The sequence below is a fragment of the Neolewinella aurantiaca genome (assembly GCF_008014675.1).
GTDB lineage: Bacteria > Bacteroidota > Bacteroidia > Chitinophagales > Saprospiraceae > Neolewinella > Neolewinella aurantiaca.
The window spans coordinates 1-21,067 of the sequence record NZ_VOXD01000029.1 but is presented as its reverse complement, the minus strand read 5'-3'; the positions used below and the strand labels follow the sequence as shown (position 1 = coordinate 21,067).

At 54.9% G+C, this 21,067-nt stretch carries 17 protein-coding genes; 12 read left to right on the top strand and 5 right to left on the bottom strand.

Translation table 11 applies throughout. The features are described 5' to 3' along the window. Positions 1 to 65 precede the first annotated feature (65 nt). Positions 66 to 893, top strand: a complete 828-nt coding sequence (locus FUA23_RS16810; RefSeq protein ID WP_147931927.1) for an AraC family transcriptional regulator — start codon at positions 66 to 68, stop codon at positions 891 to 893. A 7-nt stretch (positions 894 to 900) separates the two neighbouring features. On the opposite strand, the gene FUA23_RS16805 is transcribed toward FUA23_RS16810, so the two are convergent. Continuing rightward, positions 901 to 1,914 carry a zinc-binding alcohol dehydrogenase family protein gene (locus FUA23_RS16805; protein ID WP_147931926.1) on the bottom strand — a complete coding sequence of 338 codons (1,014 nt, stop codon included), beginning with the start codon at positions 1,912 to 1,914 and terminating at the stop codon, positions 901 to 903. A 529-nt stretch (positions 1,915 to 2,443) separates the two neighbouring features. On the opposite strand from FUA23_RS16805, the gene FUA23_RS16800 reads away from it, so the two are divergent. From FUA23_RS16800 to FUA23_RS16770, 7 genes are all read left to right on the top strand, one after another. Beyond that, positions 2,444 to 3,565 carry an NHL repeat-containing protein gene (locus tag FUA23_RS16800; RefSeq protein ID WP_246144303.1) on the top strand — a complete coding sequence of 374 codons (1,122 nt, stop codon included), beginning with the start codon at positions 2,444 to 2,446 and terminating at the stop codon, positions 3,563 to 3,565. A gap of 77 nt (positions 3,566 to 3,642) precedes the next feature. Next, a complete protein-coding gene (locus tag FUA23_RS16795) occupies positions 3,643 to 6,162 on the top strand; it encodes a glycoside hydrolase family 2 TIM barrel-domain containing protein (protein ID WP_246144301.1) in 2,520 nt (839 codons plus the stop codon). 14 nt (positions 6,163 to 6,176) lie between these two features. Beyond that, the gene (locus tag FUA23_RS16790; RefSeq protein WP_147931924.1) at positions 6,177 to 7,199 is read left to right on the top strand and encodes a zinc-dependent alcohol dehydrogenase; all 1,023 of its coding nucleotides are present in this window, start codon (positions 6,177 to 6,179) and stop codon (positions 7,197 to 7,199) included. Positions 7,200 to 7,301: 102 nt separating this feature from the next. Continuing rightward, the gene (locus FUA23_RS16785) at positions 7,302 to 8,747 is read left to right on the top strand and encodes an aldehyde dehydrogenase family protein (protein WP_147931923.1); all 1,446 of its coding nucleotides are present in this window, start codon (positions 7,302 to 7,304) and stop codon (positions 8,745 to 8,747) included. 64 nt (positions 8,748 to 8,811) lie between these two features. Then, positions 8,812 to 9,903 carry a mandelate racemase/muconate lactonizing enzyme family protein gene (locus FUA23_RS16780; protein ID WP_147931922.1) on the top strand — a complete coding sequence of 364 codons (1,092 nt, stop codon included), beginning with the start codon at positions 8,812 to 8,814 and terminating at the stop codon, positions 9,901 to 9,903. 65 nt (positions 9,904 to 9,968) lie between these two features. Next, positions 9,969 to 11,003, top strand: coding sequence for an aldose epimerase family protein (locus FUA23_RS16775; protein WP_147931921.1), 1,035 nt, complete (start codon positions 9,969 to 9,971; stop codon positions 11,001 to 11,003). A 19-nt stretch (positions 11,004 to 11,022) separates the two neighbouring features. Next, entirely contained in the window at positions 11,023 to 12,036 is a 1,014-nt protein-coding gene (locus FUA23_RS16770) for an L-rhamnose/proton symporter RhaT (protein ID WP_147931920.1), read from the top strand. Between the two features lie 181 nt (positions 12,037 to 12,217). On the opposite strand, the gene FUA23_RS16765 is transcribed toward FUA23_RS16770, so the two are convergent. After that, positions 12,218 to 13,045: an amidohydrolase family protein gene (locus FUA23_RS16765; RefSeq protein WP_147931919.1), complete on the bottom strand. Its 828-nt coding sequence runs from the start codon at positions 13,043 to 13,045 to the stop codon at positions 12,218 to 12,220. Positions 13,046 to 13,321: 276 nt separating this feature from the next. On the opposite strand from FUA23_RS16765, the gene FUA23_RS16760 reads away from it, so the two are divergent. From FUA23_RS16760 to FUA23_RS16745, 4 genes are all read left to right on the top strand, one after another. Next, positions 13,322 to 14,086 carry an SDR family oxidoreductase gene (locus FUA23_RS16760; RefSeq protein WP_187271108.1) on the top strand — a complete coding sequence of 255 codons (765 nt, stop codon included), beginning with the start codon at positions 13,322 to 13,324 and terminating at the stop codon, positions 14,084 to 14,086. Between the two features lie 61 nt (positions 14,087 to 14,147). Beyond that, positions 14,148 to 15,359, top strand: a complete 1,212-nt coding sequence (locus tag FUA23_RS16755) for a glycoside hydrolase family 117 protein (RefSeq protein WP_246144299.1) — start codon at positions 14,148 to 14,150, stop codon at positions 15,357 to 15,359. 71 nt (positions 15,360 to 15,430) lie between these two features. Then, positions 15,431 to 17,632: a T9SS type A sorting domain-containing protein gene (locus tag FUA23_RS16750; RefSeq protein WP_147931917.1), complete on the top strand. Its 2,202-nt coding sequence runs from the start codon at positions 15,431 to 15,433 to the stop codon at positions 17,630 to 17,632. A 300-nt stretch (positions 17,633 to 17,932) separates the two neighbouring features. Next, positions 17,933 to 18,514: a Crp/Fnr family transcriptional regulator gene (locus tag FUA23_RS16745; RefSeq protein WP_147931916.1), complete on the top strand. Its 582-nt coding sequence runs from the start codon at positions 17,933 to 17,935 to the stop codon at positions 18,512 to 18,514. Positions 18,515 to 18,671: 157 nt separating this feature from the next. Here FUA23_RS16745 and FUA23_RS16740 read toward each other — a convergent pair whose 3' ends face one another. The 3 genes from FUA23_RS16740 to FUA23_RS16730 all read right to left on the bottom strand — a co-directional run bounded on the left by FUA23_RS16740 (position 18,672) and on the right by FUA23_RS16730 (position 20,814). Continuing rightward, complete coding sequence (locus FUA23_RS16740) at positions 18,672 to 19,274, bottom strand: MCP four helix bundle domain-containing protein (protein WP_147931915.1); 603 nt, start codon at positions 19,272 to 19,274, stop codon at positions 18,672 to 18,674. A gap of 233 nt (positions 19,275 to 19,507) precedes the next feature. Next, complete coding sequence (locus FUA23_RS16735) at positions 19,508 to 19,891, bottom strand: hypothetical protein (RefSeq protein ID WP_147931914.1); 384 nt, start codon at positions 19,889 to 19,891, stop codon at positions 19,508 to 19,510. Positions 19,892 to 20,394: 503 nt separating this feature from the next. Continuing rightward, the gene (locus tag FUA23_RS16730) at positions 20,395 to 20,814 is read right to left on the bottom strand and encodes a hypothetical protein (protein WP_147931913.1); all 420 of its coding nucleotides are present in this window, start codon (positions 20,812 to 20,814) and stop codon (positions 20,395 to 20,397) included. Positions 20,815 to 21,067: the final 253 nt, after the last annotated feature.

Here is a 21,067-nt window from a genome sequence, read left to right as displayed (position 1 = left end):
CAAAAAGTACCTTATTTTGTCACCAACAGCCTGAATTCAGGAAAATGGACAAAAAATAAGCAACTATGCGCGCCATTTTTGAGGACCTTCCCGTGGGTAACCAGCAGTCGATTAATGCTTTCAGCTACGCTGAACCTGCATTCAATACCCCGTGGCACTTCCACCCTCAGCACGAGCTTACGCTGATCGAGGAAAGCAGTGGCACCAAGTTCATCGGGGATTACGTGGGCGCTTATTCTCCCGGAGAACTGGTTTTGCTAAAGGGAAACCTGCCTCATTGCTGGAAAAACCAGCAAAGCCCGGGCCTGAGCCGCTCAACCGTTATTCAGTGGAACCCCGAAACCTTCCCTAAAGTGCCTGAGCTGGAGCCAGTATTCGTACTCCTGCGGGAGGCCGCACGAGGCATCCTCTTCGAGGCTGAAGAGGTCAGGACCTTACTGCCTGAGATCAGGAACTTACCCGGCTTGCCGCCCGCTGAAAAATACCTCCGGCTATTGTCGGTGCTCCAGCGACTATCCGGTTGCCGCCGGGTTTTACTTTCGGCGGCGGGTTTCACGGAGACACTCCCCCGCACGGCGGGTAACAGGATGCAGCGGATCCATCGTTTTGTGGAACAAAACTACCAGCACAAAGTACAGCTGAGTGAGGCGGCCAACCAGGTACACCTGTCGGAGCAGGCATTCAACCGATTCTTCCGGAAGACGATGGGGCGGCCGTTCTTCACTTTCCTGAACGAGTACCGGGTCAACCGGGCCAGTCAGTTGTTGGTGGAAACCGACTGGCCGGTGGCGCAGATTGCACAGGCCTGCGGCTTCGCTTCGCTGCCTTTTTTTCACCGGCAGTTCAAGCGGTTTATGGAGACCACGCCATTGCAGTACCGTAAAAAGCACTGATTACAGCTTAGAATTTCACTACCGCTTTGATTACTCCGGTTTCGGGCTTGAGCCAGCTGTCGAAATTTTCGATCATTTCAGTGTAGGGTACGCTGTGCGTGATGAACTTATCGGTCGGGAAGCGTCCGCCCTCCAGGGTTTCCTTCACCCAGCGGAAGTCGTCGAAAGTAGCGTTGCGGCTACACATCAGGGTAGTTTCCTTGGCGTGAATTTTGGGGTGAGCGAACGTCAGGTCGCCTTTACTCAGCCCCACCAGTACGTAGCGACCGCCGTGGCTCATGTAGTCGACGCCCGACTCCAGTGCGCGCTTGCTGCCCGTTGCGTCGAATACAGCCGTAGCCAGGTCTCCGTTGGTGATTTCCATTACGGCGGAGAGCGGATCTTCGAGCACGTTGACGGCGTGGTCGACGCCAATTTCGTCGCGGACAAAGTCGAGCCGCTGCTGGTTGGTATCGAGGGCGATGATGTTGCAGCCAACGATTTTGGCCAGTGCCATCATTCCGATGCCGATGGGGCCGCAACCAACGATGACGATGGTCTCGCCCGCTTTTACGTCGGCACGCCGCAGGGCGTGGGCGCCGATGGCCAGCGGTTCTACAATCGCGATCTCGTCGTGCGATAGCTTGCCGGCCGGCATGAGCACGTTGGTGGGCAGCGTGATGGTCTCCTGCATACCGCCATCGGTATGGACGCCCAGCACACGAATGTTGGTGCAACAGTTCGTCTTTCCGTTGCGGCAGGCGATGCATTCGCCGCAGCTCAGGTAAGGCATGATGATTACGGAATCGCCTGCGGATAGCCCCTGTTCGTTGTCTCCGATTTCGAGTACTTCGGCGGAGAGTTCGTGGCCCAGAATCCGGGGATAGCTGAAGAAGGCCTGGTTACCGGCGTAAGCGTGAAGGTCGGTTCCGCAGATACCGACCCGGTGGATCTTCAGTAGTGCTTCCCCAACCGAAGCAACGGGCTGGTCTTTTTGTTTCAGTTGAAAATCTCCGGGTTCCTGGCAGACGATGTAGTTCATGATGATGTGGTTATTCCGCAAATAAGCCAAACAAAGCCTACAACTACGTGCACCAACCTGCTTTCTGGCTGATTGTGGTATAAGTTTGATAGATAGTGGTAAAGGCCGTAGTGGAAAACAACCGATGAGTGGATCAGTGGATAGGTTATCGTGCAGATGTTGAGCTTCCCGATACTTCTGCGTTTTTCCGATACTCCCGGACCATCTTTGGTTTTTAACCTCACCCCCTGCCCTCTCCGACACGCATCGCCTAAGGCGATGCGGAGAGGGGGCCAAGCCTCGAAGTGAAACACCCAATATCACCAGACACACTGCCAACCCTATCCGCCCCGCAAAGATTTCTGATGGACTACCGGAGGCAGCCGCTCAGCGAGAGGAGCCAAAAACAAACCCTGCACCTGCGTTCGCGCCCCCAAACAGCGCACTCCTACCGCACAATTAATCATACGTGGCAGCATAATGTCGAAAGATTTCAGCACGTCACCTCCGTGCGCCCCTACCTTGGGCATCCTATCAAAAGCCCAGGATCATGCACGGAAGAAGAACCTTTTTACGCACCGGAATACTTGCCTCCGCCACCGCGATGAGCGCTCCGGCCTTTGCCATTGGAGGTAAACACCGAACTGAAGACAAGGGTATAATCGGGCATGGCGGCTACCGCTATAAAGTCGACAAGGGCTGGGCGGGTACCAACCCTTTCAACACCTTCATCGACAACTGTCACGAGATGGTACAGGACAGCAAAGGCCGCCTGATCATGATCGGAGATGACCCCCGCAATAACATTCTGGTCTTCGATAAATCCGGCAAAATACTGGACAGCTGGGGTACCTACTGGCCCGGCGGACATGGCCTCACCCTCGTGGATGAAGGCGGAGAAGACATGCTGTACGTCAGTGAAAGTGGCTGGGTAAAAAGCCAGAAGGACGGTCGGTCAATGATCCGGCAAAACGGCTACGTTGCCAAAACAACCGTGGACGGCCGCCTCATCTTCACCATCAGCCACCCCATGACCGCAGGAGCCTACACCCCCGATATGGCTTTTCAGCCCACCGAAACCGCGGTAGCTCCCAACGGTGATATTTACGTAGCCGACGGCTACGGCTCCGACTATATTCTGCAGTACGACGAATACGGAAAGTTCATCCGCAAGTTTGGCGGACACAACAACGCAGATAAGAACTACGACCTGCACGGCGCCCACGGCATCGCCCTGGATTACCGCGACGCGACCATGCCGAAACTGATCGTGACCAGCCGCTCCCGGCAGTCGTTCAAATACTTCACCCTCGACGGCAAATGGCTCAAAACGGTAAAACTGGCCAACCTGCAGGTTTGCCGCCCGGTCATCCACGGTAAAAACGTTTACGCGGGTGTTTGCTGGAGCCACGACTTCGGCAAGAGCGACGCTCCCAAACCATGGCTCGTGCAAACAGGATTCACAATGGTGATGGACGAAAACGACAAAGTGATTTCCTGCCCCGGTGGCACAGAACCGATTTACAAAGACGGTACGCTGCAAGCCGTTGCGCAGGATGCCGCCAAGACCTTCTACCATGGCCACGATGTCTGCATCGATGAAGACGAAAGTATGTATGTCTGCCAATGGAACGGAGAGCGAACCCCTCCCGTAAAGCTCTCCCGGGTTTAAAATTTTCCTGATTCACCTTCAAACAGCCCGGGAAGAAAATTGTCCCGGTTTACATCATGTACCATAAAATCTCCACCTTGACTTCACGAACTATCTGCAGTTGCGTCCTCCTGGCCGTTCTGAGTGCTTGTTCGCCCCGTTTTGATACCGCTACGTCGCCGGACTTTAACAAAAACTGGGACTTTTCGCTGAATCAGGGCGAATGGAGCAGCGTCGATCTTCCGCACGACTGGAGTGTTTCCTTCCCCTTCGATTCCATCAAGGGTGAGGGCGCGACGGGCTACTTACTGGGCGGACATGGGAAATACCGCAAAACTTTCGCAACCACGGGTTTGCCGGTCACCTACCTGTACTTCGACGGTGTTTACAACAACGCCACGGTAAGCCTCAACGGAGAAAAGCTCGGTTTTCACCCTTACGGTTACTCACCATTTCATTACGATATTTCGCAGAAAGTCAATGCATCAGGCAAATCGAACGAACTGATGGTAGAAGTGGACCGCAGTCGCTACGCCGACAGCCGGTGGTACACCGGCTCGGGGATTTACCGGGAGGTAAAACTGATCAACGAACCGGCGCTGCACGTTCCACCGTGGGGAATATCGGTAACCACCCCGGAGGTATCGGCGGCGATGGCGACCGTCCGGGTGAAAACGAAACTGGTAAATAAAGGGGCGGGGACGCAGGATGCAACGCTCGTTACCCGGCTTGTGGACGAAAAGGGGAACACCGTTGCCACCCAAACCACGCCGGTCCAACTGAAGGCCGGAGCGGAGCAAACGCTGGAACAGGAAATAACCGTTACTTCCCCCGCACTGTGGGACGTCGATGCTCCAAATCTGTACACCGCCGTCTCCGAACTGAAAACAGGTAAAGAAGCGGTACGGGAATACCGTACCAGTTTCGGGATCAGGAGTTTCCGTTTCGATGCCGCAACAGGTTTTTACCTCAACGGCGTAAACCGGAAGATAAAAGGTGTCTGCCTGCACCACGACGGCGGGTTGGTAGGAGCAGCTGTACCCAAGGCTGTTTGGCGCCGGCGGCTGCAAACCCTCAAAGATGGCGGTTGCAACGCCATCCGCAGTGCCCACAACCCGGCCTCAGAAGAATTCCTGAGCCTGTGCGACGAAATGGGCTTCCTGGTGCAGGACGAGTTCTACGATGAGTGGGACTACCCAAAAGACAAGCGTAAGAACATGGGCGAGTCTTCCTCGACCGACTACATCACCCGCGGCCACCACGAGCACTTTCAGGAATGGTCGAAAACAGACCTCCAGAATACCATCCTGGCGCACCGCAACCATCCGTCCATCATTCAGTGGAGTATCGGCAACGAAATCGAATGGACGTACCCGCGCCAGAAAGAAACCACCGGTTTCTTCGGTGCCGATGCCAACGGCAACTACTTCTGGAACCCGCCCCCCTACTCTACCGAAAAGATCAAAGAGCTGCAGGAGACCATCCCCCGCACCAAATACCAAATAGGGGAAACCGCCCAGAAACTGGCCGACTGGACCCGGGAGATCGACACCACCCGCCCGGTCATCGCCAACTGCATCCTCCCTTCCGCCAGCTACGAATCCGGCTACGCGGATGCGTTGGACATCATCGGATTCAGCTACCGCAGAATCATGTATGACTATGCTAAGGAAAACTACCCCGACCTCCCCGTGATGGGCACCGAGAACCTGGGGCAGTACCACGAATGGAAGGCAGTAATGGAGCGTCCCTGGATATCAGGTACCTTTCTCTGGACCGGCATCGATTACCTGGGCGAAAGCAACGGTAACTGGCCGCAAAAGCATTCCTCTTCCGGCTTACTGGATCTCGCGGGCTTCCCCACGCCGAGCTATTACATGTACAAATCTTTGTGGACAAAAGAGCCGATGGTTTACCTCACCAGCCAAACGCTGGACAAGTCCATCTTCAAAGTAGAAGACAAGAGAGTAGTTGAGCGTAAGCCCGGTGGCTGGAAACACGCCCTCTGGAGCTGGCACGACGTAAACCACCACTGGAATTACGAAGACGGTGAAACGGTTATCATTGAAGCCCTCAGCAACTGCCCCGAAGCAGAGCTTTTCCTGAACGGGAAAAGCCTGGGCCGACAACGCCTTGCCGACAACGAGGACCACATCTATAAATGGGCGGTCCCCTATACCGCCGGAGAGGTAGTGGTGAAAGCTTACGCTGACGGCAAAGTGGTGGAATACACCCTTCGGACCAGCGCTCCTCCGGCTACTGTTCATCTCTCCACCGACGGAAGACTTGAGGGCGGAATAGAACATATCATCGTGGAACTGCGTGACAAGAACGGTAATCCGGTAAGACATGCAGACCGGGAAATCACGTTTACCGCTAGTGGGGCAGAATTGCTCGGCGTAGACAACGGAGCACCGAGCAATACCTATGCCTTTCAGGGCGGTAAAGTAAAGACGAACAACGGCAAGGCCCTTGCGATTCTCCGCCTTAAAGAAGGAACCAGCAAGCTCACCGTAAGTGCGTCCGGGCTTCCGGACAAGACGATTTCCCTGTCTTCCAGACGAGGATACCTGTCTTCAGCACTACCTTCTCCCTCCTCCTCAACAACAACCAACTGAAAAACAAATAAACAATGAATAATAAAGCAACCCAGTACACCGGCAACAAACAGTTTGCCGTAATCGATACCCAACGTGAAGAACCCGGAGCGGGCGAAGTGCGGATCAAAGTCGCTTACTGCGGCGTGTGCGGCACCGACGTACATATTTACCACGGAATGATGGACAAGCGGGTTGATATTCCCGTGACCATAGGTCATGAGATGTCGGGCGTCATCGACGCTATTGGTCCTGATGTCAGCGGATACGCAGTAGGCGACCGTGTAGTTGTCCGTCCGCTGGACAACCGGGCGGAGAAGCCTTCCGACAAAGGTTTCAGCCATATTGCGGCCGGTCTGAAGTTTATCGGTATCGACAGCCCCGGCGCTATGCAGCAGTACTGGAACGTTCCGGCTTTCACCCTGCACAAACTCCCCGCTGATATCGACATGAAACTGGCGGCTCTGACCGAGCCCCTCGCTGTGGCTTGCCACGATGTGCGCCTCTCCGGTCTCACAGCGGGAGAAACTGCGGTTGTCCTTGGTGGTGGCCCCATCGGGATGTTGGTGGCACTCGTTGCCCGCGAAGCGGGCGGCAAAGTCATCATTTCCGAAATGAACCCAACACGTATCGCGCTGGCTGAAGAGATGGGTTTTAATGTAGTCAACCCGGCAAAAACCGATCTGGTGGAATACGTCTCCGAAAAAACCGACGGCGGTTTGGCGGACGTCGTCTTTGAAGTTGCCGGCGTTCAGCCCACCGTTGATGTGATGACCGAGGTTGCCGGTATTCGTGGCCGGATCGTGATGGTGGCCATTCACGGCCAGCCCCGGCCGGTGAACCTGTTCAAGTTCTTCTGGAAAGAACTCAAGCTGATCGGCGCCCGGGTTTACGAACCGGAAGACTACGACAAGGCCATTGCATTGGTATCGGCTGGCGATTTGCAACTAGGTCGGTTGGTTACTTCGGTAGCTCCGCTCTCTGGGGTTCAGTCGGTATTCGAGCAAATCGATGCTAACCCTGACGGTATGAAGGTGCTTCTGGACTGTCAGGCGTGAGTGGAAATCAGCCCAACCCATATGTTGCAGTCTAAAATACGTAGGTGATAGCCGGGAGGTTACCCACGACTGTACTTTGCCGCCGAAGCAAAACTTCCATTGATGAGCAAAGTTTACAATTTCGACCTCTACCGCAACGGAGCTTGGGTAGAAGCACAGACAACAGAGAAAGACACCATTTACAGCCCCACCGACGGATCGGAGGTGGGGACCGTTCCGGTGGCAGGAGCAGCCGACGCCATTGCCGCGCTGGAAGCGGCAACAGCCGCACAGCCGGCGTGGGGTCGGCTGCCCGCCATCCAGCGGGCAAAGGTCCTGCACGCATTTTGTGCTGAGATCCGCGCCAACGCCGAGGAACTCGCACAGCTGATTACCCGAGAACAGGGTAAACTATTGAAGGTGGCCCGCTTCGAGGTGGAAGTGACCTGCTCGTTTATGGAATACGCCGCCGCTCACGCGCGGCACCTCGAGGGCAATATCGTCCCGAGCGATAACCCCGACGAACAGCTGTTGATTCACCGGGTTCCCCGAGGCGTGGTCGTTGCGATCACCGCCTGGAACTTCCCCTTGGCACTGGCGGGAAGGAAGATCGGCCCGGCTCTGGTAACGGGCAATGCAGTTGTACTTAAACCAACTCCCGCTGCTCCATTAGCGACCCTTGCACTCTGCGACCTCGCCAAAAAAGCCGGCGTGCCCGATGGCATCCTGAACATGGTGACCGGCGATGTGGAAGCAGGAAAAATCCTAGTAGAAAGCCCGCTGACCAAAATGGTGACCATGACCGGCAGCACCCCCACCGGCCAGGCTATTGCCCGCTCAGCGGCCCAAAATCTTACTCACGTACAGTTGGAGCTGGGCGGTAAAGCCCCCTGCATCGTCTTCGCCGATGCTGACATCGACCAGGCCGTAGCCGGAGCCCTGCACAGCCGGTTCGACAACTACGGACAGGTCTGTACCTGCAACGAACGGATGTACGTGGAAGAAGAGATTTACGACGCGTTCATGGAAAAATTCCTAGCCGAAGTAGATAAACTGAAGCTTGGATACCCCGAAGAGGAAGACACCGACCTCGGGCCCCTAACCGAAGCGCGCAGCGTTACAAATCTGGAACGACTGGTCGCCATAACCGTAGAACAGGGAGGCCGCATAACCCGTGGCGGAGCACGGCCAAAAGGCGAAAGATTCGCTAAAGGTCACTTCTTCGAAGCTACTGTAATTGAGGACGTTACCCAGGGCATGGATATCGTCCACGACGAGCTGTTCGGTCCGGTACTACCCGTAATAAAATTCAAGGGCTACGACCAGGCGATGGCCTACGCCAACGATTGTGAATACGGACTGGCCGCTATGGTTTTCACCAAAGACCTCAACAAAATTATGCGCCTCCACCAAGATCTGGAGTTCGGCGAAATTTACATCAACCGGGGCCACGGCGAACTGCACCAGGGCTTCCACAACGGCCTGAAACTGAGTGGTACCGGAGGAGAAGACGGCCGCTACGGGCTCGACCAGTACATGGAGAAAAAAACCACCTACCTGAAGTATTAGCAACGGCAAAAGGCAAACGCCAAGGATTTTGCTTTCGAGTAAAAACATAAAAGGAAAATACCGGATGAGTAAAATAAAGAATGTTAAAACCCAACTATTTAAAGTCCCTTTACCGGAGGTATTGTCGGATGCGAAGCATGGCGACCACTTTCATTTCGAGTTGGTAACGGTGACCGTTACCCTGGAGGACGGCACCGAAGGGACCGGCTACACCTACACGGGAGGCAAAGGCGGACAGGCCATCCGGGCGATGGTGGAGTACGATTTTGCTCCGGAGCTGATGGGCAAAGACGGCACTGACATTGCCGGGCTCTACGACTTTATGGAATGGCACATTCACTACGTCGGTCGGGGCGGTATCGCTTCTTTCGCGATCAGTGCCATCGACATTGCGCTGTGGGACATCCGGTGCAAACGAGCCGGAGAGCCGCTGGTACGGGTTGCCGGAGGCGCGGATACCAGCTGTAAAGCTTACTGTGGCGGGATCGACCTCATGTTCCCTCTGGAGAAACTGCTGAACAACATCCGGGGCTACCTGGCACGGGGTTTCACCGCGGTAAAAATAAAGGTTGGCAGACCGGAACTGGCCGAAGACGTTGCCCGGGTGAAAGCCGTACGGGAACTCATCGGCCCCGACGTCACATTTATGGTCGACGCCAATTACAGCCAGACCGTGGAGCAGGCCATCGCAATGTCCAAAGCATTCGAACCGTACGATATTTACTGGTTCGAAGAGCCTACTATTCCGGACGATTACCAAGGCTTCGGGACCATTGCCCGCGCTACGAATATTCCGCTGGCGATGGGTGAAAACCTGCACACCATCCACGAATTCAGCTACGCATTCGAACAGGCAGAACTGTCGTTCATCCAGCCAGACGCGTCAAATTGCGGAGGCATCAGTGGTTGGCTGGCGGTAGCCGAGATGGCCAGAAAATACGACATCCCGGTATGTGCGCACGGGATGCAGGAGCTGCACGTGAGCCTCATTTCCAGTCAGCCGAACGGTGGCTGGCTCGAAGTACACAGTTTCCCGATCGATGAATACACCAAACGGCCACTCGTGGTAGAAAATACCCGCGCCGTAGCACCGGAAGCGCCGGGAACGGGGGTGGTCTTTGACTGGGAGAAACTGGGGCCTTTTGAGGTGAAATAAGGCGGTAAAAGAGCCTTATCAGTAAAATTTCAAACACAAACAACAAAAGTATTAAAACGACGATCATGCCCATTTCAACAACATCCTTTGGCTCGTTTGCCGGCAGGGAGGTTAAGCTCTACACACTGGAAAACGCCAACGGGATGCGCGTAAAAATCACCCCCTACGGTGCGACGGTAACCTCTATCAGCCTTCCTGACGGAGACGAGCGGGCAGAGCTCGCCGCCGGCTTCGACAGCCTGAACGGATACTTCAGCAAAGCGTACCAGGAGAATGCACCCTACTTCGGATGCACCGTCGGCCGCTATGCCTCTCGGATCAAAGACGGGAAGTTCATCATTGACGACAAGGGCTATCAGGTAGACGTAAACGACGGATCGAACCACCTGCACGGAGGCGTGGGGGCTTTCGATAAGCGCCTCTGGGTCGTAGAGCGGGCCGAAGGCCATAACCTGAAACTGAGCCTACACAGTGCGGCTGGCGACGGTGGGTACCCCGGCAACCTCGACGTCAGCGTCACTTATACCCTGACCGACAGCAACGAACTGATCATAGATTACACCGGCACCACCGATCAGGCAACGCCGCTATCTATGACCAACCATACCTACTTCAACCTATCGGGATTTAAAGAAACGATCCATGACCACCAGGCAAGGATCGACGCCGACGCCTTTCTGCAGCCAGATGCTACCAATGTTCCCGTAGGAGAAGAAACAGCCGTCGATGGTCATTTCACCGATCTGAGACAGCCCGTTCGGCTGGGAGACCGGCTCGACCAGACAGAAACGGGGTTCGAGACCTACTACCGTTTTCCGTCCGGCACTGAAACTGCGCGGGAAGTCGCTCTTTTCACGCATCCTGCTTCCGGGCGCGAGCTGAGGGTGCTGACGACGGAACCCGGCGCACTCTTCTACACCGGCTTTTTCACTTCCGACGAGCTCTCCCGGAGCAACGGAGACCAATACGGCAAATACCGGGCCTTCTGCTTTGAAGCCAGCCGGTACCCCAACGGGCCTAACCTCCCGGGAGTAACGGACGCGATCCTCCACCCCGGCGAGGAATACAAAAGCCAGACGATCTACCAACTAAACTTCTAACCATACACACTTACCGATCATGACATTAGGAATACTTACGGCCATTGCGGCTGGCATCATGCTGGGCCTGTACGCCCTGCCCGAGAAATACGCTAAGGACTTCGAGTTCGAGAATACCTGGGGACTGATGTTCTTCATCAATATGCTCATCGTTCCCGTCATCGCCGGCTTCGTGCTGGTCGACGGATTTACCGACATCATCGGGTCTCTCTCCGGAGAAATTCTCCTTAAGATGAGCATCGCGGCCCTCGCCTGGGGAATCGGGGTGATGCTGTGGGGCAAAGCGATAAATTACATCGGTCTTTCCCTTGGCTTCTCCATCTTCATCGGTACGGTGATCCTCGTCGGGTCGCTCCTCCCCTTTCTGGTGGATGGTCTTCCGCCCACCAATGCCTTCCTGACCATTCTCGGTGGCCTGGTGATTGTTCTCATCGGGATCGTTGCCAACGGACGGGCCGGCATGACCCGCCAGAAAGACGAGCAGGATGCACTGGTCACCGCCAACGACCAATCGGCCATGAGTACCGGAATTCTCATTGCCATCGGTGGTGGCTTACTGGCCACGGGCTTCAGTTACGCCAACGCAGCCGGTCGGCCGGCCATTCACGCCGCCAGCCAGGCGGCGGGCAACCCGGAATGGGTAACAGCGGTGGTGGTCATGTTTGTCATCTACGTAGCCGGGGCACTATTCGTGATGCCGTACTTCATCTACCAACTAGGGAAAAAGGAACTCTGGGGTAAATTCAAAACTCCGGCGTTCAGCAAAAACCTCCTGCTTACGGCCGTGATGGCAGTACTGAACTTTGCGGCTTCGGTAACCTTTGCCTACGCTGCCTACCAGCTTGGCAAAGCCGGAAACACCGTTGGTTACGCAGTCTTCAATACCGTTAGCGTTGCGGTTGCTATTCTAACGGGCCTCTCTACCGGAGAATGGGTGAAGGCATCCACCAAAGCGAAGAATTTCCTTTACGTCGGCCTTGCGGCCATGGTATTGGGAGTGGTTGTAATTGCCCTGGGCAACGGAATGGTGTGATACTGGTCCCGCGGACTTAGGCACACAGGACGGGGTGAGTGTACAGCGCTTTAGTATGGCTTTGCTCACTGCGCTCGTAACCTCACCCCCGGCCCCTCTCCGAAGGAGAGGGGAGCGAAACAACGATCGTAGAAAGCCAAAACGGTGGCGCACTATCACCACCAGAAGGAACGGCCTAATCTCAGATGTCATAAAAGCGAGCACAATTCTCGCCGAAAACGGCTTTCTGGTCTGCTGGTGATGAGTCCTGCAGGAGGGTCTCGATGAGACCCTTTACCTGTGCGTAATCTCCGGCAACGCGGCAGACGGGCCAGTCGGAACCGAACATACAGCGGTCCGGACCGAAGACTTCCAGCGCGTGCCGCAGGTACGGCAGGAGTTCATCGGTGGTCCAGTTATGGTAGTCGGCTTCGGTGATCAGGCCGGAGAGTTTGCAGCAGACGTTGGGGAACTCAGCGATGGCGGCCATGGCGGCGGCCCATCCGGTGAAGTACCCCGCTTTGGCGTAAGGTTTGGCCAGGTGGTCGATCACAAATTTGTATTCGGGAAACTGCTTCACCAGTTCCAGGGCGCTGACCAACTGGTGGGGGAAGATCAGGATGTCGTAGGTGTATCCTTTTTGCCCGATCAGGTCGATGCCGCGCAGGAAGTTGGGTTGCAGCAGGAAGAGCGGATCGGGTTCGCCCTGCACCACGTGGCGAAAACCTTTTAATAAAGGCTGACCGGCATACCGTTCAAGCTGTTCTGCGAGGTCATCGGCACGGAGGTCGATCCAACCGACGACGCCTTTGACGAAGTCGTGTTTGGCGGCGATGTCGAGCAGGAAGTCGGTTTCGGCGAGGGTTTGGTCGGCCTGCACGGCGATGCAGCCGTCGACGCCGTTGGCGGCAAGGATGGGTTGCAGATCGGCCGGCATGAAATTGCGGCGGATGGCGGCCATCTCATCGTCGATCCAATCGTGTTTCGGCAATTCGTATTTCCAGAAGTGCTGGTGACTATCCAGGGTCATGGGGTACATATTTAATGATCGAAAGGTAAAACTTTGCTCTTTAAAAAACTTGTCTGCACCTGCGTCTGCGCCCCGGGAAAAGCCTGATAAGTGCTTCTTCTCCGCGAAATATCCATATGTAGTAGAGTGTAAACGGTGTGTGCTAGAGACCGAGCGGCGGCGGTGTAATCTTTGCTTCCGTTCCGTACGCCAATTCAACGAAAACCATCAGGCGCGGACGCAGGATGCAATGATCAGTTGATTGAACATTGCGATCACCCTTAAAGCAAAAACATGATCTTAGACAACTTCAGTTTATCCGGAAAAACAGCCCTCGTCACCGGTTGTAAACGCGGCATCGGCTTCGCAATGGCCGTCGGCCTCGCCGAGGCCGGAGCCGACATCATCGGTGTATCCGCCAGCCTCGAAACCAGCGGATCGAAAATTGAACAAGCCGTTACTTCTCTCGGGCGGTCTTTCAAAGCCTACCAGTGTGACTTCAGTGACCGCGCAGCACTGAAAGCCTTCATCCAGGAAGTAAAATCCGACAACGGAACGCCCGACATTCTGGTGAACAACGCGGGGACCATCCTGCGCGAGCCCGCTGCTACCCACTCCGACGAGTACTGGGACAAAGTCATTGAAGTCAACCAGTCGGCGCAGTTCATTCTGGCGCGCGAGTTTGGTCGCGACATGGTGGAACGCGGCAGTGGTAAGATCATCTTCACCGCCTCGCTGCTCACCTTCCAGGGCGGAATTACCGTACCCGGCTACGCCGCCTCTAAGGGCGCCATCGGCCAATTGACGATGGCCCTCTCCAACGAATGGGCCGGCAAGGGCGTACAGGTCAACGCCATTGCACCCGGTTACATAGCCACCGACAACACCCAGGCCCTGCAGGACAACCCCGAGCGGAGTGCGTCCATCCTCGGCCGCATCCCGGCCGGGCGCTGGGGCGAGCCCGAGGACTTCAAAGGCCCGACCGTATTCCTGGCCAGCGCCGCGGCCGACTACGTCAGCGGAGCCGTATTGCTCGTAGACGGAGGCTGGATGGGGAGATAGCACCATCATCCCTGCCTACCCTCCCCAACACTTCTTCGACCTCAACTTAAAGTACATCTTCATGCTTACCCGACTATTCCTACCCTGTTGCTTAATGGCGGCCCTGGCTGCCTGCTCCGAACCGGCGCAAACAGAAAACGCAGTGGCAAACACCCCGGATTACACCAACATCGACCCGGAAATTATCGATTACCTCGGCATCACCGACCCCGAACACCTGAGCGCCGCGAGCAAACGCGCCCTGGCCTGGCCGGAGGGCAGCCGCAGCAATAAATGGTTTCTGCAGTACGAAACGTTTGACCTCAAGGGTGATTTCGCCTACGAAGAAGGCGTGGTACGGCGCGACCCTTCGGCCGTCATCAAAGTCGGCGATACCTACTACACCTGGTACAGCCGCAGCGTGGGCCCGAGCCAGGGCTTCGGCGGCGACATCGAGAACGACAAGGTTTTCCCCTGGGACCGCTGCGACATCTGGTACGCGACCAGCAAAGACGGATGGACCTGGGAGGAACAGGGCGTAGCCGTAGCCCGAGGCGAAAAAGGCACCTTCGATGACCGCTCCGTATTCACCGTCGAGTGTTTGCCCCACGACGGCAAGTACTACCTGACCTACCAGACCGTCGGTGGCCCGTACGAAGTACGGGTGAAAAACCAGGTCGGTATGGCCTGGTCGGAAAGCCCCGACGGCCCCTGGACCAAACTCGACGAGCCGATCCTCAGCCCGGCCGATAACGGTGTATGGAAAGGAACGGCGCAGGACCGTTTCGCCGTTGAGAAAAAAGGAGACTTCGACAGCCACAAAGTGCACGACCCCTGTCTGATGTTCTTCAACGACAAGTTCTACCTCTACTACAAAGGCGAACAGATGGGCGAAGAGATCACCTTCGGCGGCCGGCAGATTCGCCACGGCGTGGCGATTGCGGACAACCCGCTCGGCCCGTACGTGAAGTCTAAGTACAACCCCATCAGCAACAGCGGCCACGAGATCTGCGTATGGCACCACGACGGCGGCATCGCGGCCCTCGTTACCACTGATGGCCCGGAGAAAAACACCATTCAGTGGGCGCCAGACGGGATCAACTTCGAGATCAAAAGTTACATCCCCGGTGCGCCGCACGCGATCGGACTCGTCCGGGAAAATGACAATACCGACGATCCGCTGAAGATTATGGAATGGGGGTTGACGCACCAATACGTTTCATCGGATTATCAGATCATACGACGCTTCGAGGGTGCGCGCAAAGAGCGGCATAAAGCAAAGGGCGTCAAATAGTAGAAAGCGAACACCTAAAACCCTTTTACTCCTTTTTCGCGGCCATATACCTATCTAATCCATCAGTCATCATGCGAATTCTTCCCGTTTTCCTCCTACTCCTGCTTTGCACCTGCGTCCGCGCCCAAATGAACGCCCAGAACCCCGTCAAAATAGACGTCAACCTCGACCTGCGCCACTCGGTCAACGGTACGGACAGTTTTGCCCGGGAGCGTTTCATCGTGATGCACGAGAACCTGTTCAGTAATGACTGGGACAGCGACGAACAACGCAATTCGTTCCTGAACGATTACGATGTTTACCTGGGGCGCGACAACGGCTCTCTGGTATGGCAGTACAACCAGTCGTTCGAAGACCCGGCCCGGCCGGGCTACCCCTTACTTGCCAATCTTGCCACCAAAGGGGTGAACGACAAAGCACGGTACGCCGGCTCTCCGTCAGCCCGGGCCATCGAGCACCGTACCCGCTCGATGATGGTGGGCGGACAGATGTCGATCTTCCCCACCTCCGGCCCCACCAACCCGAACGCCTGCTGTGGCCCCGACGAAGGGTGGACCTACGCCAACGGCTCCGCTTTGGGAGAGTTCATGGCCACTACCGTGAAGGAGTTTTACGGAGAGGGAGGAGCCAGCGGCCAGGTACGCCCCACCATGGTAGAAGTGGTAAACGAGCCTTTCTACCAGGCGGGTGACTGGGGGACAACCCCGCTGGAAATTGCCCGCTGGCACAACGATATTGCCGAGCAGTTCGATCAGATCCTGCCGGAAGTACTGGTGGGCGGCTACACCGCCGCCTTCCCCGAACTGGAGCGGAACGACTTCGATCAATGGCGCGACAACTGGAAGATGTTCATGGACGAAGCCGGCGACAATATGGATTTCTACAGTGTTCACCTCTACGACTACGGCGTACCCGCCAACCCCGAACAGGTAGTGCGGCGCAGCGGCTCCAACATCGAAGCGGTGCTGGATATGATCGAGCACTACAGCGTACTGACCTCCGGCAAGGTAAAGCCATGGAACATCTCGGAATACGGCTACTGGAGCCCTGGCATCAACGGCACGACCTACACCAAGGAGCGCGACTGGCATAACCTCCGCTCGTTCAGCACCATGATGATGCAACTGATGGAACGGCCCGATGTGATGCTGAAAACCGTTCCCTTCATCCTCAACAAAGCCACATGGTGGAGTGACCCCAGCGGAAACAAATATCCCTACCGCCTGATGCGGCAACAGCACGAACTGGCCGGCGAAACCGGCGACGAATGGGTGTACACCGAGCTGCTCGGGTTCTTCGAACTATGGAAAGACGTGCGCGGGAAGAGAGTCGACAGCTGGTCGCCAGACCCCGACATTCAGGCCGATGCTTACGTGAACGGCAATAAGGTTTACGTGATCCTGAACAGCCTGGAGTTTTCACCGCAGGACATCGACCTGAGCGTTGTGCACCCGCAGGGCGCAGCCCCAACTAACATCCGGGTCAAGCATCTTTACCGCCAGTCGGACCTGGTGCCGGTTCTGGAAGAAACGACCCCGAGCACCCTGCCCTCCTTCACCCTAGGGCAGGAAGCCACCGCCGTGATCGAGTACACGTTCGCCGAAGCGTTGACCCCAAATGAGCGCAGCGAAGAACGAAAAACCTACGCTACCGATATGCTCCGCCCGATCCTGGCCAACCAGCCGCTCACCTTTCGGGTGGAAGGTCTTGCGACCGGTGCATACGGAGAAGCGACCCTCCGGCTGGGCATTGGCAGAGACCGGGTCAGCAACCGTCGCCCTACCCTGTCGATCAACGGTACACCGGTGAACGTACCCGAAGACTATCGTGGTTACGATCAGAACAACCGCGACCGGTTCTTCGGCATGCTGGAAATACCGGTTCCCTATTCCCTGCTGCAGGAGAGCAATGAAATTGTTGTGACTTTCCCCGACAACGGCGGTCACGTCAGTTCGGTAGCCCTGCAGACCTTCGCCTTCAGCCGCGAAGTGCAACGGAGTTCAGGAGCAGTGGGTACTACTGCCCCCCGGCTTGCGGAAGCCCAGGTGCTGGTTTACCCCAACCCGGTCCACCGTGAACTGACAGTAACGCTCGATGCCGGGTTGCCGGAGGCAACCTTAATCCTGATCGACAGTGCTGGCCGCATTATCGCCAGACGCGACAACCAAAGAGGAACCGTTCGGTTGAATGTCGCCGACTTTGCGACTGGCGTTTACGTACTCCGTGTAAGCACCAACGCAGGAAACGCCGAGCGGAAGGTCATAATCCGATAAATTCGGGACAAAACCAGACCCCAGGCGGGTTCTCTTTTTGCCGGGGAACGTGTGTATCATGGGAGGTATGGATCTCCCTCTCCCCGCTCCTCGGGAGAGGGGGGACGTGACAGGCGGCAAATTCGTGATAGCAGTGCATTTGGTGATACGCGCTCGCGGTGTGTAAATAACAAATTGCACGAACGAAAACACAGGGGCGAATCCCTGTGCTACGTAAGACGGACCTCCGGTCCTGGACATTTTTAAAAGGGAGATCGGACGCTCGCAGGGTACACCCACCATCAACCTAAGACGAAGACGATGTCATACGACTTACTGAAAGAGAACCTCCGCAATCACCTCCCGCTACCGGATGAGGACCTGAACACCATCAGCAATTACTTCAACTTCAGCGAAGTAAAGAAAAAAACCTTTTTACTGAGAGGAGGTAAAACCTGCCGTTTTGAAGGCTTTGTACTGAGCGGGTGTTTCCGGATATTCACCATTGACCAAAAAGGCAACGAAATTAACCTCTACTTCGCGGTGAGCGGCTGGTGGCTGATGGACATCGACAGTTTTACCAACCAGACGCCCTCAGATTTATACATTCAGGCGCTGGAAGACAGTGAAGTGCTGCTGATCAGCCGGGAAAACAAAAGCAAATTGTACGACGCTCTTCCGGTAGTTGAGAAGTTGTTCCGGATCATCTTCCAAAAAGCACTGGTCTCCTGGCAAAGACGGTTGGTCCGGAATCACTGCCTGACGGCTAAAGAAAGGTACCTCTATTTCATTGAGACCTACCCTGACATCAGCAAAAGGCTGAGCAACAAACACCTGGCCAGCTACCTCGGAATACGCCATGAGTTCCTGAGCAAAATCAAGAATGCCGATAAAGCCCGGTAACGACAAATATGTGTATCACGAGATGCACGGATCTCCCTCTCCCCCGGCCCGGCTCCTCGGGAGAAGGGAGCCGTGACAGGCACCAATTGAGTACAGCTACGCTCTGCAACTGAGAAGGAAAAATCACCGGCGAAGATGACATTCAACCGAGAGTCGGTCAGGCATCGGGGTCGATTTTCGGTGCGTAGAGTATAATAATTTGCACGATGACCGCCATGATAATCAGGGCCGCGATCTCCAACTGAGTGAACAGATAGGCCGACCCCAGGGCTTTTTTACTCTCGTAGAGTTCCCTTTTCCCTTCCTGAACCTGAATGTCTGCCAACTCGTCCAGTTGTTCGCGAACGGTCATGAGATTGGCTTTCATCTTTTCGGCAGATTCCTCATCCGCCGCAGCGGACGCTGCAGTTGACTTGAGGTCCTTCAGGCTCTCTTTCAACCGATCGAAGAACATCTTCTCCTTTGCCGTCAGCTTCGTAGCGGCAAACAACCTGATGTATTCCTCGATGCTATCGTTGTTAGAGCTGAGATTTACGTTTAGCTGATCAGAGCCGGATTTGGCGTAGTCTACCTCAATTTGTGCGACTTCATTGGAGATGTCGTAAATGATGTCCTGCGCGATTATCCGATCCGCGTAGATCGTTTCGATCGACGCCTCAATGATCATGAAGTTCTGCCGATCGACCAGATTGGTAGTGATTACGAGCAGGAAGACGACGGCGATACCGAGAATCCACTTTATTTTATTGAAGAGCGTCATAATTAGAGCATCTGGTTATGAAGAAATGATGATGATGTGAGGCTGGACAACCCGAAGAGTGGAGGCGTTGAACTTTTGGGTAGCTGAACCCGGTCATCGATCCTGAAAGACGGCAGTTGGCCAGACGTAAGGATGCCCCCCGGCTTTGCCGGGGGGCAGTGAATTCCTTAGCTCCGGTCTATCGGCGCAGCCGAACAGACAACTGATTGTTCTTATCTGTGGCGCATGTATACTTACAGCGAGCGACGGGATTTGGCGCTCCGGTTCTTGTAGTGCGGGCTGATCAGTTTGCGGCGGATATAGGTGGGCGCAGCCGTGGTATCCGCTGCAACCGGAGTCCGCTTTCTGTTCTTATAGGCCGGTCCGGTTAGCGTTTCCTGTTTGCTGGCTGTTGCGGCGGGCGCGTTGCGCCTGAGAACCTCAACTCGGCCAGCGGCGTTACGATTCTTGTAGTGAGGGCTGTGGGTCAGCATCTTCTCGATTTGCTCAAGCTTCGCCTGGTCAGCGCCAGCAGGAAGGGAATCGTTAACGATGGTAGCTGCGGACGTTCCTGCCAAAAGGCTAACCGATGACAGCATGAATACGAATAAGGCAATGATTGACTTCAGATTAAACATGGATTCTATTTTTTAAAAGTAAAACTATCATCAAAACACAGGAAGACCTCTCTTTGTTGATAGCTTTACTTTTAAAATGTAATATTACTGTCAAGCCCTTCTGGTTTCCGGCGCAACCATATCTCTTACTGTCCCTTCTTACGATTTCTGGAGAAAATCTCCGCTAGCCTTTGCAGCGCAACAAGGCTGCAGACATCCCAACTATTCCAGCATTCCCAACCGGGTTATATTCAAGGTATCACGGGCGCGGCCGCAGGTGCAAGGGTGGGTTATAATAGGTTGTCGCGTCTACTCTTTCTTTCCAACTGGCCTTCGGTGTAAATGTAGAACGGACCAACGCGCGCAAACTAAAGGCGCCTTCTCCGTTCCATGATAGGGGCCACAAAAAAAACATCAGGAAGCCGGGGACACACCGGAAACGCCACCCAATAGTCACTAGTCGACAAGTGCTGAGGTCTCTGCGGGTAGCTATTCAGTGGGTGGAGTTTACTAGGTAGGTAGCTCTAAGTCTCTGAAAGCATACTCTTATATGCTTCTATTTTTTTACAGTTTAAGTCATTGTTCCCATACTCTATTCCGACTGACACCAAAGCGTCTAATAATTCTTTATCCTGAGTCGAAAGATTTAAAAACATCTCGTAGATATCTTCATCTTTTAGCCGACACATTAATTGAATTAATACAATGCCATGATCATAGTTGGTTGCTCCTCCAGGTAGATGTGTAGCTAGCTTATAAAAACTAGATTTGTTGCCATCTAACGCATTTTCTAATTCGGTACAATAATCGATTTTAGATGCATTCGCTGATGTTTTTAGAGCCTGGCCAACATAAATTCCATCGATATTGCATCCGTTTTCCGAACTGCAACAAAGCATTAGAATCGACAGGAATAGTGTGATGTAGTATTTACCTACTTTCATTACTGCATCTTTACTTTAGAGTTATCCGGAAGATTCCCAGAAACATTTATCTCTCCGTATTTGGTAAGCCATGAAAAAGGGTTATACCCTTGCCTGCCTCTTTTATCCTTTACCGTAGAAGTACTAGTAGTAGGGTGTTCCGTCTGTTAGCTCCTGCCCACGCCTGATTCTGTCCTTTGTAAAAGTGTGCTCGCAATCCAGTAGCTTTGAGTTGCGAGACAAAAAACACGGATGCGAGCACGACTCAAAGCTA